This is a genomic window from Chimaeribacter sp. YP20170169, from assembly GCF_056739715.1.
On sequence record NZ_CP176824.1, the window covers coordinates 2,064,106 to 2,079,338 of the forward strand.

Consider the following 15,233-nt stretch of genomic DNA (forward strand, 5'->3'; position numbering starts at 1 on the left):
ATGAGAAAAGTGGCCGGAAAAACCACAGGAATATAAAAGGCGCCTTCACGCGAATAACCTGATTCTCTATAATGGTTGTGCGCCATCTCCCCTCCGCAATAACATCTGGCGATGGCGCACGGGCGAAAATTATTTCTCCTATCGTTTATTTTTCAGTGCGCCTATGGTGTCATCCTTTATTTTGCTACTGAGGCTGGATCCAAAGAAATATTGGATAATGGCCGACAGCGCTACCCCCAGAAGAAAACCGGTAACGGTATTGATGATGCTTTTTCGCTGGGCCATCTCCACGGCCGACGAAAAACACGCCATGAACAAAAACAGGAAAGTCAGCAATGTGACGCAAAAGGCGTAGATATAGATAAAGTTGTTGCTCAGGAACGGCTCTCTCTCCTGCGGAGCGGCAGGAACGGCCTCTGGCACCGGTGCCACGGCGGCGTGGCTCTCCGGCAAGGTGCTGTGTGGCTCCACTGACCCCTCCCGTTGGGGCTGTGGATGTTTAGTCTGCTTTTCGCTCATGGTAAAACCTCCGTTAATTAATACATTCCACTGTTTCAATGCCATCCCAATCCCTGCGATTCATTAAAGGCATAACATCAGCGCGGTAACTGATAAAGTTCACCCGGTTCATTTTGCATCATTCAACTCTATGAGCCTTCTGGCACGCGCCTCCCCCCTCTCAGTGAGCTATCATATTCCCTCTTTTTTCTCATTCACGCCGCTCATCACCGTTTAAAAACAGCGCGCTAAGCAGGCAAACAAATAAACCCCAGCCGCGGCCAAATAAAATAACCGCTTCGGTTGGCGGGAAATAAAAAAACCACAATTCAGGGTTGAATTAATGGCGGTGAACTATTTCATGACGGAAAAAAGTCGCCAAAGGTTAAGGGGATTGAACCGGCAGGCAATATGAAAATAGTCAGTGAGGGGATTTAGCCCTCTCTATTTTAGGGCTTTCCCGGAAAAGCGCGCCGCGAAGAGGCGGCCAGAAAAAAATTGCCCGGAACGGGCAATTTCAGGCGGGGATCAGGGGCGGCGGGTGAGATGGTCAACCGCCTGCCGCAGCCACTGGCGCAATGGCTCATCCAGCCACGCCCCCTGCGCCAGCTCTGGCTCGCTCTCCATCGCATGGCGAATTTTGGCGTGGGTCTGTGGATCGTTGCCGGCAAAGGCGCAAAACAGCGCCAGCCAGCGCTGGGCCAGTGGCCGCGCCTGCGGCGAATCGGGCGCGATGCCCTGCTCGCGCGCGCGGCGCATCTCCGCCACCAGCGGCAGCCAGGCGGCCATCTGCTTCGGGTAGTTCTCATACAGGAAGGCGTACTCCGCCTCATTCAGGTAGCGGCGGAAGATCTGCATCCGGTTTTCGGCAAAGGCGTGGGTGATGAACGCCTCAATCTCCGGCGTCATGCCGATCGCCTCACGCAGCGCTGGCTCCTGCTGGTGCATCTGGTTCAACCGGTGCAGGAAATCTGGGTTGCCAGCGGTGTCGCGCTCCAGCGCCAGCATCCAGCGCAACGCCAGCTGCCGGGCGGCCGGCTCCTGCGGCAGGGTGTGGTTCTCCATCAGCCACTCCGCCTCCTTCACCATCGCGCGCCACTCAATGTCACGCGCCTCATCTGGCCGGGAGAGCGGCAGTTGCGCCTGCTCGGCCTGTGAAAAGTATTTGTCGTACATGATCGGCCCCTCCAGGGTTCTCAACGCTCCTTTTAGCATAGCAACTTATGCCTGCGTGACGGCGACCCGCGCCACACGCTGAACACGCCCCTGCCCGTCGCGGTGAAACAGTGCGCCGGATCGCAAAAACCATCCCCAGCCGCAACCGGTTACAGAAACCGGTTGCGGTTGTTGCGGGGCGGCTTTTACACTGGCCGCCGGTGTTATTCACTCAGGAGAGGTTTGCCATGTCTGCATTTCCACAGGATTTTTTATGGGGCGCGGCCACTGCCGCCTACCAGGTTGAGGGCGGCTTTGACGCGGATGGCAAGGGGCCATCGATTTGGGATGAGTTTGCCCACCGCCCCGGCACCACCTATCAGGGCACCAACGGCGACGTGGCGGTAGACCACTACCACCGCTTCCGTGAGGATGTGGCGCTGATGGGCGAGCTGGGGATGAAGAGTTACCGCTTCTCCCTCTCCTGGCCGCGCTTGCTGCCAGAGGGGCGCGGCGAGGTGAATGAGGCGGGCGTGGCCTTCTACAGCGATCTGATCGATGAGCTGCTCAAGCACCAGATTGAGCCAATGATCACCCTCTACCACTGGGATTTGCCGCTGGCGCTGCAACAGGAGGGCGGCTGGGAGGCGCGCTCCACCGCCGATGCCTTTGTGGAGTATGCCCGCCTCTGCTACCAGCGCTTCGGCGACCGCGTGAAGCTGTGGTCTACCTTCAATGAGACGGTGGTGTTCATCGGCCACGGCTACATTACCGGCGCGCACCCACCCGCGGTGCAAGACCCGGCGCGTGCGTTGCAGGCCTGCCACCATGTGTTCGTCGCCCACGCCGCCTCGGTGGCGGCCTTCCGCACCAGCGGCATCGACGGGCAGATTGGTTTCGTTAACGTGCTGCAACCGCACACTCCGCGCAGCGACGCGCCGGAGGATATCGCCGCCTGCCAGTTCGCCGATGGCATCTACACCCACTGGCTCTACGACCCGGTGCTGAAGGGCGAGTACCCGGCGGAGCTGCTGGCACAGGCACAGGCGCTGTGGGGCGTGCCGCGCTTTGCGCCAGGCGATGCCGAGCTATTGCGCAACAACCGCTGCGACTTCATCGGCCTCAACTTCTATAAGCGCGAGACCGTGGCCGCCAACGACCAGCCCACCAGCTTCAACGCCAACCACAGCGGCCAGCGCGGCAGCGGCCACCAGCAGGGCAAGGAGTTTGGCGTGCAGGGGCTGTTCAAGTTTGTGCGCAACCCGCAGGGCGTTTACACCGATTGGGACTGGGAGATCTATCCGCAGGGGCTGACCGACGGCATCATGATGATCAAGGCGCGCTATGGCGATGTGCCGATCTACATCACCGAGAACGGGCTGGGGGCGAAAGACCCGATTGTCGATGGCGAGGTGCGCGATGATGACCGCATCGACTACCTGCGCCAGCACATCGCCGCCATCGCCGAGGCGATTGAGCAAGGGGCGGACGTGCGCGGCTACTACCCGTGGTCATTCATCGACCTGCTGAGCTGGCTCAACGGCTTCCAGAAGCAGTATGGCTTTGTCTACGTTGACCACCAGCGCGGGCTGGCACGCCAGCGCAAAAAGAGCTTTGCGTGGTATCAGCAAGTGATCGCCAGCAACGGCGAACAGCGTTAATCCCACCGGGGCCGGCCCTGCCCGGCCCTGTTATTTTGTTACTCTTTCACAACACATTCTTGATAAGCCGGGGAATTTCACTCTGGTAGTATGTGCCGGCTGAATGCGGGCCTTCCGCGCTGTTTCATCCTGCACAAAGGTTTTTTATGCTGCAAAATCAACCCATCAAACGGCTTGGCGGCTGGTTGCTAGCTCCGCTGGCCTACCTGATCCTGATCCTGCTGAGCAACACCGTGATGCTGGTGCTGTATGGCATGGCGCTCTCCAGTGAAACATCGCGGGCGCAACTGCTGGCTGGCTCGCCCGGCATGGCCCTGCCGTGGTTTGTTTCGCTGCTGACGACCCTGGGCATGTGGCTGTTCAGCGCCTGGGTGCTCTGGCGTTTTACCCAGCGCCGGCGGGTGCTGCCGAAGCTCTATATCTTCTGGCTGCTGGTGGGCGTGTTGCTGGCGATCAAAACCTTCGCCTTTTCGCCGATCCCCGATGAGCTGGCGGTGCGCGTGCTGCTGACCCCGCTGCTGGCGGCGGCGCTGCTGGCGCCCTACTTCACGCGTTCGCGACGGGTCAAGCAGACCTTTATTGAGTAACCCCGTCGCGGTTGGCGACGGCTTCTTTTGGCTTCAGACTTTCAGGCATTGCAATGACCGAATACCTGCTCCTGTTTATCGGCACCGTGCTGGTGAACAACTTCGTACTGGTGAAATTTTTGGGCCTCTGCCCCTTTATGGGCGTCTCCAAGAAACTGGAGACCGCCATTGGCATGGGCCTGGCCACCACCTTTGTGATGACGCTGGCCTCCATCAGCGCCTGGGCGATCAATAGCTTCATCCTGCTGCCGCTGGATCTGGTCTACCTGCGCACTCTCTCCTTTATTCTGGTGATCGCCGTGGTAGTGCAGTTCACCGAGATGGTGGTGCGCAAGACCAGCCCGTCGCTCTACCGCCTGCTGGGGATCTTCCTGCCGCTGATCACCACCAACTGCGCGGTGCTCGGGGTGGCGTTGCTCAACATCAATGAATCCCACAACTTCCTCCAGTCCGCGGTGTATGGCTTTGCGGCGGCGGCGGGCTTCTCGCTGGTGATGGTGTTGTTCGCCGCCATCCGTGAGCGTCTGGCGGTGGCCGACGTGCCGGCACCGTTCCGTGGCTCCTCAATTGCGCTGGTGACCGCTGGCCTGATGTCACTGGCCTTCATGGGCTTTACTGGCTTGGTGAAATTCTGATGAGCACGTTGTGGATTGCGATTGCCGCGCTGAGCGCGCTGGCGCTGGTGTTCGGCCTGATTCTGGGATACGCCTCCCGCCGCTTCAAAGTGGAAGAGGATCCGGTGGCCGAGCAGGTCGATGCGTTGCTGCCGCAGAGCCAGTGCGGCCAGTGCGGTTACCCCGGCTGCCGCCCCTACGCCGAGGCGGTGGCCAACGGCGAGAAGATCAACAAGTGCGCCCCCGGCGGCGAGCAGGTGATGGTGAAGATCGCCGCGCTGCTCAACGTTGAGCAGCAGCCGCTGGATGGGGGTGACACTGTCACGCACCCGGTGCGCAAGGTGGCCTTTGTCGATGAGAGCAACTGCATCGGCTGCACCAAGTGCATTCAGGCTTGCCCGGTGGATGCGATTGTCGGTGCCACCCGCGCCGTGCATACCGTGGTGGCCGATCTCTGCACCGGCTGCGACCTGTGCGTTGCCCCCTGCCCGACTGACTGTATTGAGATGAGACCCGTGAAGACCACTACCGCCAACTGGAAATGGGATCTGAACGCCATTCCAGTCCGCGTGATTGCGGAGGGCCAGCATGTTTAACCTGCTGAAGGCCCTTAATAAACACAAGATCTGGGACTTCTCCGGCGGCATCCACCCGCCAGAGATGAAGACCCAGTCGAGCCACGTGCCGCTGCGGCTGGCACCGCTGAGCCATGAGTTCATCATTCCGCTGCAACAGCACCTTGGCCCTGAGGGCGAGCTGCTGGTCAAGGCCGGTGACCGGGTACTGAAGGGGCAGCCGCTGACCGCGGGGCGCAACCGCACCCTGCCGGTGCACGCCCCCACCTCTGGCACCGTGCGGGTGGTGGAGCCGCGCATCACCGCCCACCCCTCCGGCCTGAAGGAGCTGTGCGTGGTGATTGACGCCGACGGCAATGACCGTTGGTGTGACCTGTCGCCGGTAGCCGACTACCGCCAGCATGACGCCGCCGACCTGATCGCGCGCATCCATCAGGCGGGCGTGGCGGGCCTTGGCGGCGCGGGCTTCCCGACCGCCACCAAATTGCAGGGCGGCCAGCGCGGCGTGAAGACGCTGATCGTCAACGCCGCCGAGTGCGAGCCGTACATCACCGCCGATGACCGCCTGATGCAGGAGCACGCGCCGGCGATCATCACCGGTACGCGCATCCTCTGCCACATCCTGCAACCGGAGCAGGTGCTGATTGGCATTGAGGACAACAAACCCGAGGCGATCGCCGCGTTGAAAGCGGCGCTGAAGCAGGATGACACGCCGGGCGTGAAGATTGAGCTGCGCGTCATCCCCACCAAATACCCCTCCGGCGGTGCCAAGCAGCTGACGCGCATCCTGACCGGGCAGGAGGTGCCGCACGGCAAGCACTCCTCCTCCATCGGGGTGTTGATGCAGAACGTCGGCACGCTCTACGCCATCACCCGCGCCATTGTGCATGGTGAGCCGCTGATTGAGCGCGTGGTGACGCTGACCGGTGAGTCCGTCGGCCAGCCGGGCAACCTGTGGGCGCGCATCGGCACGCCGGTTTCCCAGCTGCTCGAGTACAGCGGCTTCCGCCCGCATGACCAGCAACTGGTGATCATGGGCGGCCCGCTGATGGGCTTCACCCTGCCGAACCTCGACGTGCCGACCGTCAAGATCACCAACTGCCTGCTTGCGCCATCGCGCAGCGAGATGGGCGAGCCGCAGGCGGAAGAGGCGTGCATTCGCTGTAGCCAGTGCGCGGACGCCTGCCCGGCTGGCCTGCTGCCGCAACAGCTCTACTGGTTCAGCCGCGGCCAGGAGCATGAGAAGGCACGCAACTACAACCTGTTTGACTGCATCGAGTGCGGTGCCTGCGCCTACGTCTGCCCAAGCAACATTCCGCTGGTGCAGTACTACCGTCAGGAGAAGGCCGAGATCCGCGAGCTGGATCAAGAGGCGGCGCGCGCCACCGAGGCCAAGGCACGCTTTGAGGCCAAGCAGGCGCGGCTGGAGCGTGAGAAGCAGGCGCGTGAGGATCGCCATAAGAAGGCGGCCGTCCGGCTGGATGATAGCGCGACCCCGGCTGACGCCAACCCGGCGGCCGCCGCGGAGCGTGAGGCCCGCGCGGCCGAGCGCCGCCTGTTACGCGCCGCCGCCGCGGCAGAGACACCGGTTGACCAGATCTCCCAGTCTGAGGATGAGCAGCAGCACGACGTCGATCCGCGCAAGGCGGCAGTCGCCGCGGCCCTCGCCCGCGTCAAGGCCAAGAAAGCGGCCGAGGGCGCGCCAGTGGCCGAGACCCCGGCCAACGCCCCTTCGGCCGAAGAGCAGCGTAAAGCCGCCGTGGCTGACGCCCTGGATCGGGTGCGCGCCAAACGCGCCGCCGCCGCCGAGGCCGCCGCTGCCCCGGCAGACGCCCCGGCAGAAACAGCGGAACCAGCCGCCGAGGAGAAACGCAAGGCCGCCGTGGCCGCCGCCGTTGCCCGTGCCAAGGCCAAGCGTGCCGCGCAGGCCGCTGATGCCCCGGCAGACGCAGAGGCAGACGCCCCGGCAGAAACAGCGGAACCAGCCGCTGAACTCTCCGCCGAGGAGAAACGCAAGGCCGCCGTGGCCGCCGCCGTCGCGCGTGCCAAGGCCAAGCGCGCCGCGCAGGCCGCTGACGCCCCGGCAGACGCAGAGGCAGACGCCCCGGCAGAAACAGCGGAACCAGCCGCCGAACTCTCCGCCGAAGATAAACGCAAAGCCGCCGTGGCCGCCGCTGTCGCCCGTGCCAAGGCCAAGCGCGCCGCGCAGGCCGCTGATGCTCCGGCAGACGCAGAGGCAGACGCCCCGGCAGAAACAGCGGAACCAGCCGCCGAACTCTCCGCCGAGGAGAAACGCAAGGCCGCCGTGGCCGCCGCCGTTGCCCGAGCCAAGGCCAAGCGTGCCGCGCAGGCCGCTGATGCCCCGGCAGACGCGGAGGCAGAAGCCCCGGCAGAAACAGCGGAACCAGCCGCCGAACGCTCCGCCGAGGAGAAACGCAAGGCCGCCGTGGCCGCCGCTGTCGCGCGCGCCAAGGCCAAGCGTGCCGCGCAGGCGGCGGATTCAGCCAATGACGATGCCCCGGAGCCGCTGCGTAAAGCCGTCGGCGACGAGAAGCACAGCATGGAAAAACAAGAAAGCGACCCGCGCAAGGAGGCAGTCGCTGCGGCGATTGCCCGGATCAAGGCGCGCAAGGCCGCACAAGAAACGATGTCGAACGAGGAATAAATGGCTTTCAGAATCGCAAGTTCACCCTTTACCCATAACCGGCAACGCACCAGCAGCATCATGCTGTGGGTGATGCTGGCCTGCATCCCTGGCATGGCGGCGCAGTGGGCCTTCTTCGGCCCCGGCAACCTGGTGCAGGTAGCGCTGGCGATGGTCACCGCCCTGCTGGCGGAGGGGGCCATCGTGGCGCTGCGCCACCAGTCGGTGAAAGCCAAACTGGGCGACAACTCCGCCCTACTGACCGCCCTGCTGCTCGGCATCAGTTTGCCGCCGCTCGCCCCCTGGTGGATGGTGGTGCTCGGCACCGTCTTCGCCATCGTCATCGCCAAGGGGCTGTATGGCGGGCTGGGGCAGAACCCGTTCAACCCGGCGATGGTCGGCTACGTGGTGCTGCTGATCTCCTTCCCGGTGCAGATGACCACCTGGCTGCCGCCAGAGTCGCTGCAACTCCATACGCCGGGCTGGCATGACACCCTGCTCAGCATCTTCAGCGGCCACAACAGCGACGGCTTGACGCCCTACCAGCTCCAGATGAATGTCGATGGCGTGACCCAAGCAACGCCGCTGGATGGCTTCAAGACCGGCCTGCGCGCCGGCCACAGCCACACGCAGCTGCTGGCGCAGCCGATCTACAGCGGCTTTCTGGCGGGCCTCGGCTGGCAGTGGATCAACCTTGGCTTCCTGGCGGGCGGCCTGCTGCTGCTCGGCCGTCGCCTGATCCACTGGCACATCCCGGTCAGCTTCCTGCTGATGCTGGCGTTTTGCAGTGGGCTGGCGTGGCTGGTCAACCCGGCGGCCAACGCCTCGCCGCTGATCCACCTCTTCTCCGGCGCGACCATGCTCGGCGCGTTCTTTATCGCCACCGACCCGGTCACCGCCTCCACCACGCCGCGCGGCCGCCTGATCTTTGGCGCACTGATTGGCCTGCTGGTGTGGCTGATCCGCGTCTATGGCGGCTACCCGGATGGCGTCGCCTTCGCCGTGCTGCTGGCCAACATTACCGTGCCGCTGATTGACCACTACACCCAACCCAGAGTCTACGGGCATCGCTAAGGAGCTATGATGTTTGATACCATGCGACGCCACGGCACCACCCTGGCGCTGTTCGCGGCGTTGACCACTGGCCTGACGGCGGTGGTCTACCACCTGACCCGGCCAACCATCAACGATCAGGCCGCCCAGCAGCAGAAAGCGCTGTTTGATCAGGTGATCCCGACGGACATCTACGACAACTCTATGCAGCATGAGTGCTTTCTGGTGACCGACCCAGCGCTCGGCAGCGCTGCCCCGCACCGCCTCTATCTGGCGCGCAAGGGCGGCGAACCGGTGGCGGCGGCGATTGAGACCACCGCGCCGGATGGCTACTCCGGTGCCATCCAGATCCTGGTGGCCGCCGATTTCCACGGCAAGGTCTATGGCACCCGTGTGCTGGAGCACCATGAGACGCCGGGTCTGGGTGATAAGATTGAGGTGCGGATCTCTGACTGGATCAAGCACTTTGCCCAACAGAGCATTGATGGGCCAAATGACCGCCGCTGGGCGGTGAAGAAAGATGGCGGCATGTTTGACCAGTTCACCGGTGCCACCATCACCCCGCGCGCGGTGGTGAATGCGGTGCGCCGCACTACGCTCTTTATGGAGAGCCTACCGCCGAACCTTGCCACCTTACCCCCTTGTGGAGCCTCTGATGAGTGAAGCCAAACGCGTAATCGTTGACGGGTTGTGGAAGAACAACTCGGCACTGGTGCAGCTGCTGGGCATGTGCCCGCTGCTGGCCGTCACCTCGACCGCCACCAACGCCCTCGGACTGGGGCTGGCGACCACGCTGGTGCTGTTCTGCACCAACACCTCTATTTCGCTGATGCAGCGCTGGATCCCCCATGAGATCCGCATCCCGATCTACGTGATGATCATCGCCTCGGTGGTGAGCTGCGTGCAGATGCTGATCAACGCCTATGCCTACGGCCTCTACCAGTCGCTGGGCATCTTCATTCCGCTGATTGTCACCAACTGCATCGTGATTGGCCGCCCAGAGGCTTACGCCGCCAAGGCGCCGGTGCGCTACGCGGCGCTGGATGGCCTGATGACCGGCCTCGGCGGAACCGCGGCGATGTTCGTGCTGGGGTCAATGCGTGAAATTCTGGGCAACGGCACGCTGTTTGATGGCGCTGACCTGCTGCTCGGCAGCTGGGCCAAGGTGCTGCGGGTGGAGGTGGCGCACCTCGACACGCCGTTCCTGCTGGCGATGCTGCCGCCGGGTGCCTTTATCGGGTTGGCGATGCTGCTGGCGATCAAGTACCTGATTGACCAGAAGATGAAGGCGCGGGCCGCGGCAGCGAAGGCCATCCCGGTCACCACCCTGCCGGGCGAGGCGGGCAACGCATGAATAAAGAGAAGCGCGTCGCCATCCTGACCCGGTTACGCGACAACAACCCGCACCCCACCACCGAGCTGGTCTACAGCACGCCATTTGAGCTGCTGATCGCGGTGCTGCTGTCGGCGCAGGCCACCGACGTCAGCGTCAACAAGGCCACTGCCCGGCTCTACCCGGTGGCGAACACGCCGCAGGCGATACTGGAGTTGGGCGTGGACGGGGTGAAGGAGTACATCAAGACCATTGGCCTCTACAACAGCAAGGCGGAGAACGTCATCAAGACCTGCCGGCTGCTGCTGGAGCGCCACGGCGGCGAGGTGCCAGAAGATCGCGCGGCGCTGGAGGCACTGCCGGGCGTCGGGCGCAAGACCGCCAACGTGGTGCTTAACACCGCCTTTGGCTGGCCGACCATCGCCGTCGATACCCACATCTTCCGCGTCTCCAACCGCACCAATTTAGCACCGGGCAAGAACGTCGATCAGGTGGAGGAGAAGCTGTTGAAGGTGGTGCCGGCGGAGTTTAAGGTCGATTGCCACCACTGGCTGATCCTGCATGGGCGTTACACCTGCATCGCCCGCAAGCCGCGCTGCGGCTCCTGCCTGATTGAGGATCTGTGCGAGTATCGCGAGAAGGTCTACGAATAGGCCGGGGCGGATACCCCGGCTGGCAAGTTACAGCAGTTTCGCTGACTGTTTCAGCACCACGTCACAGGCCTTGGTTTTCAGCTTGTCACGCAGTTGCTGGGTGCCCGCCCCGAGGCTGGCAAGGTTGAGGCTGGTGCCCTGCCCGGTCTGCAACAGGCCGCCCAGCCCCTGCTGGTACTCCTCGTTCTCCGCGCCCGCGGCGCTCTGGATGCCGAGCTTGCTCAGCAACTGATCCTTGACGCTGCTGGCCTTGCTGGTGGAGAGCACATTGTTCTTCACGCAGTACTCCAGCACGCCCGCCGCGTTGCTGGCGCTGTCGGCCTTCAGCGCGCTGTCGCCGCCGTTGAGCAGCCCCATCAGGGTGGTCAGCGAGGTGCCGCCGGTGTTGGTTGTGGTGCTGGTGGCGGTGCCGTTGGCATTGTTGCCATTCAGCGCGTCATTGGCACTCTTCAGCGCGCCCATCAAATCGGCTTGCGCCGCCCCACTGACCAGCGTGCCAGCCAGCGCCAATGCCATCAGGCGGCGTACGGAAAAGATCATACTATCCCCTCAATTCATTAAAATGGTGCATGTTTCATGCCCGCCCAGCCTAGCGGCAGGAAGCACAATGCTCAATGCGGGACAATCCGAGTTTTGCCGTCAAAGCGCCAGCCGACGGTCAAAATTGAAGTCATAGATTACCACGCTCTCCAGCGCGGCGCGGAATGCCGGGTGGTGGGGGTTAAGCAACGCGTTGTTTTCATGGGGAATGACGCAGGAGGGCACCATCAGCGCCGCGCCGCTGTTGGCCTCCAGCCAGCCGCTGCCGAGATCCATCGTCGAGAGCGGTGCCGGGTCATGCGTCCAGTCATCGGGCAGGTAGCGCGACTCCAAATAGTTCACCTCGCTGTCCGGCAGTTCAATGCTGAACAGCGCGTAGCGCTCCAGCAGGCTCTGGCGCGGGGCGTGCACCAGAATCTCCAGCGCGGCGAGCGCGATGGAGCTGGAGACGTACACCGCCGCCTGCCCCTTGTGGTTCCAGCGGCCACCAAAGCGCTTGGCACCGCTGCCGCTCCACGCCTCATCGGCAAATGCGGCCTTGACCAACCGGTAGAAGATCATGCGATCACACCATGCTCCAGCCGGCCAATCAGATCCAGCACCTCAATCGCGCCACTCTCGGTGGCGATCAGCGACAGCGGGCTGACCTGCCCCAGCCCCTTGACCGGCGAGCGCAGCCAGTCGCCAGCCTCCTGCTTATCGCCGCCGAAAAGCTGCACGGCGGCGTCAAACACCCGCACCAGCCGTGCGATGCGTTCGCTCTCATCGGCCGAGAGCGTGCTGCCCGCCTGCTTGCGCCGGGCAATGTTGCGCTCGTTGATGCCAGCGATGCGCAAAATCTCCGCCTGCGACATGGATGACCAGTCGCGGATGCTCTCCAGCACCTCGACCGGCAGCCCGGCCTGCAACGCTGAGATCAGCGCCCGCCCCCGGTCACCCGGCAGGCCAGCAAAACGCCACAGGGCGTGGTCCTGCGAGGGTTGGGTAGGGATATATGCGCGCATGGTTCTCTCCTTGTTCGACAATTGTCAGTATTCAGTATAGACAATTGTCGGGAAAATGAACACGCCTTAACCGCTGCGCCGCTGCAAATCCAGCAGGATCTCCTCGTAACGCTGCTCATCCAGCCGGTAGCCGCGCCACCAGATCAGCAGCGTCAGCAGGGCCAGCGCGCCGGGGTAGATGAACATCAGCAGCGTCATGCCGTGCTGCACCTCCACGGTCTGGAGGGTGTTGGGCCGGTAACCCACCCACGCCAGCACCACCCCCGGCAGCGAGCCGGCAATCGCCTGTGACAGCTTGCGGCTGAAGGTGAAGAAGGCATAGACCATCCCCTCGGTGCGCAGCCCGGTGCGCCACTCGCCATACTCCACCGCATCGGAGGCGAAGGCCCAGTAGAGGCTGTTAACCAGCGCGCTGCCGTAGAAGGCCAGACAGGAGAAGAGGATAAAACTGACGCTGTCCGGCGTCGGCCAGAAGTAGTTGCACAGCTCGCCCAGCGCCCAGATGGCACAGCCAAGGATAAAGGTGAACTTTTTGCCGCGATGCTTGGAGAGCCAGGGCACGCAGAGCACGCCGAGGAAGACGCAGCCCATGCTGAAGAAGCCCATCCACGGCAGGATGTTGATGTCCTGCAACACGTACTGGCAGTAGTAGACCTGCGCCACCAGTTTGACGTTGAAGGCGGAGAAGGTCAGCACGTTCACCAGACAGAGCAGCAGCAACGGCCGGTTGCGCGCAATCGCCAGCAGCGCCGGGCGCAACGGCAGCGGGGCGCGATCGCGCGCAGCGGGGATGGCCGGGCGCACCCGCTCACGGATATTGGCGTAGCAGAAGAGTTGCAGCGCCACCCCGGCGCTGGCAAACAGCGCCACCACGCACAGCGCGCCCTGCGGGGTGGCGGGTGCCAGCGACAGCAGTGGCACAAAGCTGACGGTGGTGATCAGCAGCGCCAGGTTGGAGCCGCCCTGCCGCCACGCGGCGAGCTGCGCCCGCTCCACCGGGTCTTGGGTCATGGCGGCGATCATCGAGCCGTAGGGAATGTTGACGATGCTGTAGATCAGGCCAAACAACATGTAGGTGAAGTAGGCCCACAGCAGCATCCCGTCGGGCGAGAAGCCCGGTTGGGTGAAGCTGGCGACGGTCGCCAGCCCGAGCGGCACCGCGCCATAGAGCATAAAGGGGCGGAACTTGCCGCGCGGCCCGATGCGCTGCCGCCGGTCAACCCAGGTGCCGACGCTGAAGTCCGCCAGCGCGTCGAAGATTTTGGTGAAGAAGAAGACCCCACCGGCCGCCGCCGGTGGCAGGCCGAGGGTGTCGGTGTAGAACTTCAGCAGGTAGATCTGGCCGAGGTCAAACATAAAGCCATTGCCGACGTCGCCCAGCCCGTAGGCGATCTTCTCCCGCAGCGTCACCGGCAGCACGCTGGGGGCGGCATCCACCGCCGGGGGCACTGCCAGCACATCACTCTGTTGCGTCATGGTTCCCTCTCTGGCCACAGGCCGGTGGGTAAGTGTAGGGCCAAATCAGGCGGTGTGCCGCCGGGCCGCCAGTTCGCCGACAATCTTCACGTAAACCTGCTCATTGAGGCGGTAGCCGCGCCCCATGATCAGCGCCGTCAGCAGCGCCAGCCCACAGGGGTAGAGGAAGATCAGCTGGCGCAGCCCCTCCAGCGCCTCGGCGGACTGCGCCACGTTCGGCACGTAGCCAATCTGCGTCAGCATCAGGCCGGGGAAGAAGCCGGCCAGCGCCTGCGACATCTTGCGGAAAAAGGTAAAGCCGGTGTAGACCGTGCCCTCGGCGCGCACGCCGGTGCGCCACTCACCATACTCCACGGTGTCGGAGACCAGCGCCCAGTTAAGGCTGTTGACGAAGGCGGAGCCGAAGAAGGTCAGGCAGGAGAGCAGCACAAAGCTGAGTGGGTCGTTCCCCAGCAGGTAGTTGAGCAGGTCGCCCGCCGCCCAGAGCAGCAGCCCGCCGAGGTAGACCCGCTTCTTGCCGAACCGGCGCACCGCGCGCGGCACGCACAACACGCCGAGCAGGACGCAGCCCATGCTGAAGAAGCCCATCCAGGCCATCAGCGACAGGTCGTTGAGCACGTACTGGATGTAGTAGATCTGGATCGCCAGCTTGACGTTGAACGCCGCCAGCGTGCAGAGGTTGGCGAGGCAGAGCACAAACAGCGGCCGGTTGCCGGCGATGGCGCGGAAGGAACCAAGCAGGCTGGCGCGCTGGCTGGCCGCCGGTGCGACGTGGCGCTCGGTGACGCCACGGGCGCAGAGCCACATGCAGGCCAGCCCCAGCAGCGCGAACAGGCTGGCGGCCATCAGGTAGCCGAGCTGGGGCCGGTCGGCAAACAGGTCGAGGATCGGTACAAAGCCGACGGTACAGAGCAGCAGCCCGAGCGTCGCCCCGCCCTGCCGCCAGGCGGCCAGCTGCGCCCGCTCATCGGGGTGTTGGGTGATGGCGGGCACCATCGCGCCGTAGGCGCAGTTCATCAGGCTGAAGAATAGCCCGTAGAGCATAAACAGCAGCGTGGCGAACAGCGCCCTGCCAGTCAGGCCGAAGGGGGTGCCAGCAAAGTTGGCCACCGCCAGCAGCGCCACCGGGAAGGCGGCATAGAGGATAAAGGGGCGGAATTTGCCGCCGGGGCCAGCGCGGCGGGCGTCCAGAAGCAGTCCGGTGCCCATGTCCGTGAAGGCGGTGAAGAACTTGGCGACCAAAAAGATCAGGCCGCCCCAGGCACCGGGCAGGCCAAGCACATCGGTGTAGAACTTCAGCAGGTAGAGGGTGCCAATGTCCAGCAGCAAATTGGAGCCGACGTCCCCCAGCCCATAGGCGACCTTCTCACGCAGCGGCAACGCCGGCTGAGTCTGTGGATTCATGATGGATTCTCCTTGAAGGCGCACCGCCACGGCGGT

General features: G+C 63.8%; 16 protein-coding genes. 9 read left to right on the forward strand and 7 right to left on the reverse strand.

Annotated features, from left to right (window positions below; translation table 11 throughout):
- Positions 1–138 precede the first annotated feature (138 nt).
- Together ACK3SD_RS09160 and ACK3SD_RS09165 are read right to left on the reverse strand one after the other, a co-directional pair.
- A complete protein-coding gene (locus ACK3SD_RS09160; RefSeq protein ID WP_481125269.1) occupies positions 139–564 on the reverse strand; it encodes a hypothetical protein in 426 nt (141 codons plus the stop codon).
- Between the two features lie 462 nt (positions 565–1,026).
- Positions 1,027–1,674: a TipAS antibiotic-recognition domain-containing protein gene (locus ACK3SD_RS09165; protein ID WP_481125270.1), complete on the reverse strand. Its 648-nt coding sequence runs from the start codon at positions 1,672–1,674 to the stop codon at positions 1,027–1,029.
- 227 nt (positions 1,675–1,901) lie between these two features.
- On the opposite strand from ACK3SD_RS09165, the gene ACK3SD_RS09170 reads away from it, so the two are divergent.
- From ACK3SD_RS09170 to nth, 9 genes are all read left to right on the forward strand, one after another.
- Entirely contained in the window at positions 1,902–3,314 is a 1,413-nt protein-coding gene (locus ACK3SD_RS09170) for a glycoside hydrolase family 1 protein (RefSeq protein ID WP_481125271.1), read from the forward strand.
- 146 nt (positions 3,315–3,460) lie between these two features.
- Positions 3,461–3,901, forward strand: coding sequence for a DUF2569 domain-containing protein (locus ACK3SD_RS09175; RefSeq protein WP_481125272.1), 441 nt, complete (start codon positions 3,461–3,463; stop codon positions 3,899–3,901).
- Positions 3,902–3,954: 53 nt separating this feature from the next.
- On the forward strand, positions 3,955–4,536 hold the full coding sequence (rsxA, locus tag ACK3SD_RS09180) for an electron transport complex subunit RsxA (RefSeq protein WP_137763269.1): 582 nt from the start codon (positions 3,955–3,957) through the stop codon (positions 4,534–4,536).
- Positions 4,536–5,111, forward strand: coding sequence for an electron transport complex subunit RsxB (gene rsxB / locus ACK3SD_RS09185; RefSeq protein WP_137763270.1), 576 nt, complete (start codon positions 4,536–4,538; stop codon positions 5,109–5,111). Before rsxA ends, rsxB begins: the two co-directional genes overlap by 1 nt.
- The gene (rsxC, locus tag ACK3SD_RS09190) at positions 5,104–7,755 is read left to right on the forward strand and encodes an electron transport complex subunit RsxC (RefSeq protein WP_481125273.1); all 2,652 of its coding nucleotides are present in this window, start codon (positions 5,104–5,106) and stop codon (positions 7,753–7,755) included. Before rsxB ends, rsxC begins: the two co-directional genes overlap by 8 nt.
- A complete protein-coding gene (rsxD, locus tag ACK3SD_RS09195) occupies positions 7,756–8,808 on the forward strand; it encodes an electron transport complex subunit RsxD (protein WP_481125274.1) in 1,053 nt (350 codons plus the stop codon).
- 9 nt (positions 8,809–8,817) lie between these two features.
- Positions 8,818–9,450 carry an electron transport complex subunit RsxG gene (gene rsxG, locus ACK3SD_RS09200; protein WP_481125275.1) on the forward strand — a complete coding sequence of 211 codons (633 nt, stop codon included), beginning with the start codon at positions 8,818–8,820 and terminating at the stop codon, positions 9,448–9,450.
- A complete protein-coding gene (locus ACK3SD_RS09205) occupies positions 9,443–10,141 on the forward strand; it encodes an electron transport complex subunit E (RefSeq protein ID WP_481125276.1) in 699 nt (232 codons plus the stop codon). The genes rsxG and ACK3SD_RS09205 overlap by 8 nt, the downstream gene beginning before the upstream one ends.
- Positions 10,138–10,773, forward strand: coding sequence for an endonuclease III (gene nth / locus ACK3SD_RS09210; RefSeq protein ID WP_481125277.1), 636 nt, complete (start codon positions 10,138–10,140; stop codon positions 10,771–10,773). Before ACK3SD_RS09205 ends, nth begins: the two co-directional genes overlap by 4 nt.
- A 27-nt stretch (positions 10,774–10,800) precedes the next feature.
- Here nth and ACK3SD_RS09215 read toward each other — a convergent pair whose 3' ends face one another.
- The 5 genes from ACK3SD_RS09215 to ACK3SD_RS09235 form a co-directional block, all read right to left on the reverse strand.
- Entirely contained in the window at positions 10,801–11,313 is a 513-nt protein-coding gene (locus ACK3SD_RS09215; RefSeq protein ID WP_481125278.1) for a YjjA family protein, read from the reverse strand.
- A 99-nt stretch (positions 11,314–11,412) separates the two neighbouring features.
- Positions 11,413–11,874, reverse strand: a complete 462-nt coding sequence (locus tag ACK3SD_RS09220) for an RES family NAD+ phosphorylase (protein WP_481125279.1) — start codon at positions 11,872–11,874, stop codon at positions 11,413–11,415.
- Positions 11,871–12,317, reverse strand: coding sequence for a type II RES/Xre toxin-antitoxin system antitoxin (gene parS, locus ACK3SD_RS09225; RefSeq protein ID WP_137763278.1), 447 nt, complete (start codon positions 12,315–12,317; stop codon positions 11,871–11,873). The genes ACK3SD_RS09220 and parS overlap by 4 nt, the downstream gene beginning before the upstream one ends.
- A 66-nt stretch (positions 12,318–12,383) precedes the next feature.
- Positions 12,384–13,793, reverse strand: a complete 1,410-nt coding sequence (locus ACK3SD_RS09230; RefSeq protein WP_481125280.1) for a glycoside-pentoside-hexuronide (GPH):cation symporter — start codon at positions 13,791–13,793, stop codon at positions 12,384–12,386.
- 45 nt (positions 13,794–13,838) lie between these two features.
- Positions 13,839–15,197 carry an MFS transporter gene (locus ACK3SD_RS09235; protein ID WP_481125281.1) on the reverse strand — a complete coding sequence of 453 codons (1,359 nt, stop codon included), beginning with the start codon at positions 15,195–15,197 and terminating at the stop codon, positions 13,839–13,841.
- Between the last annotated feature and the right edge of the window lie 36 nt (positions 15,198–15,233).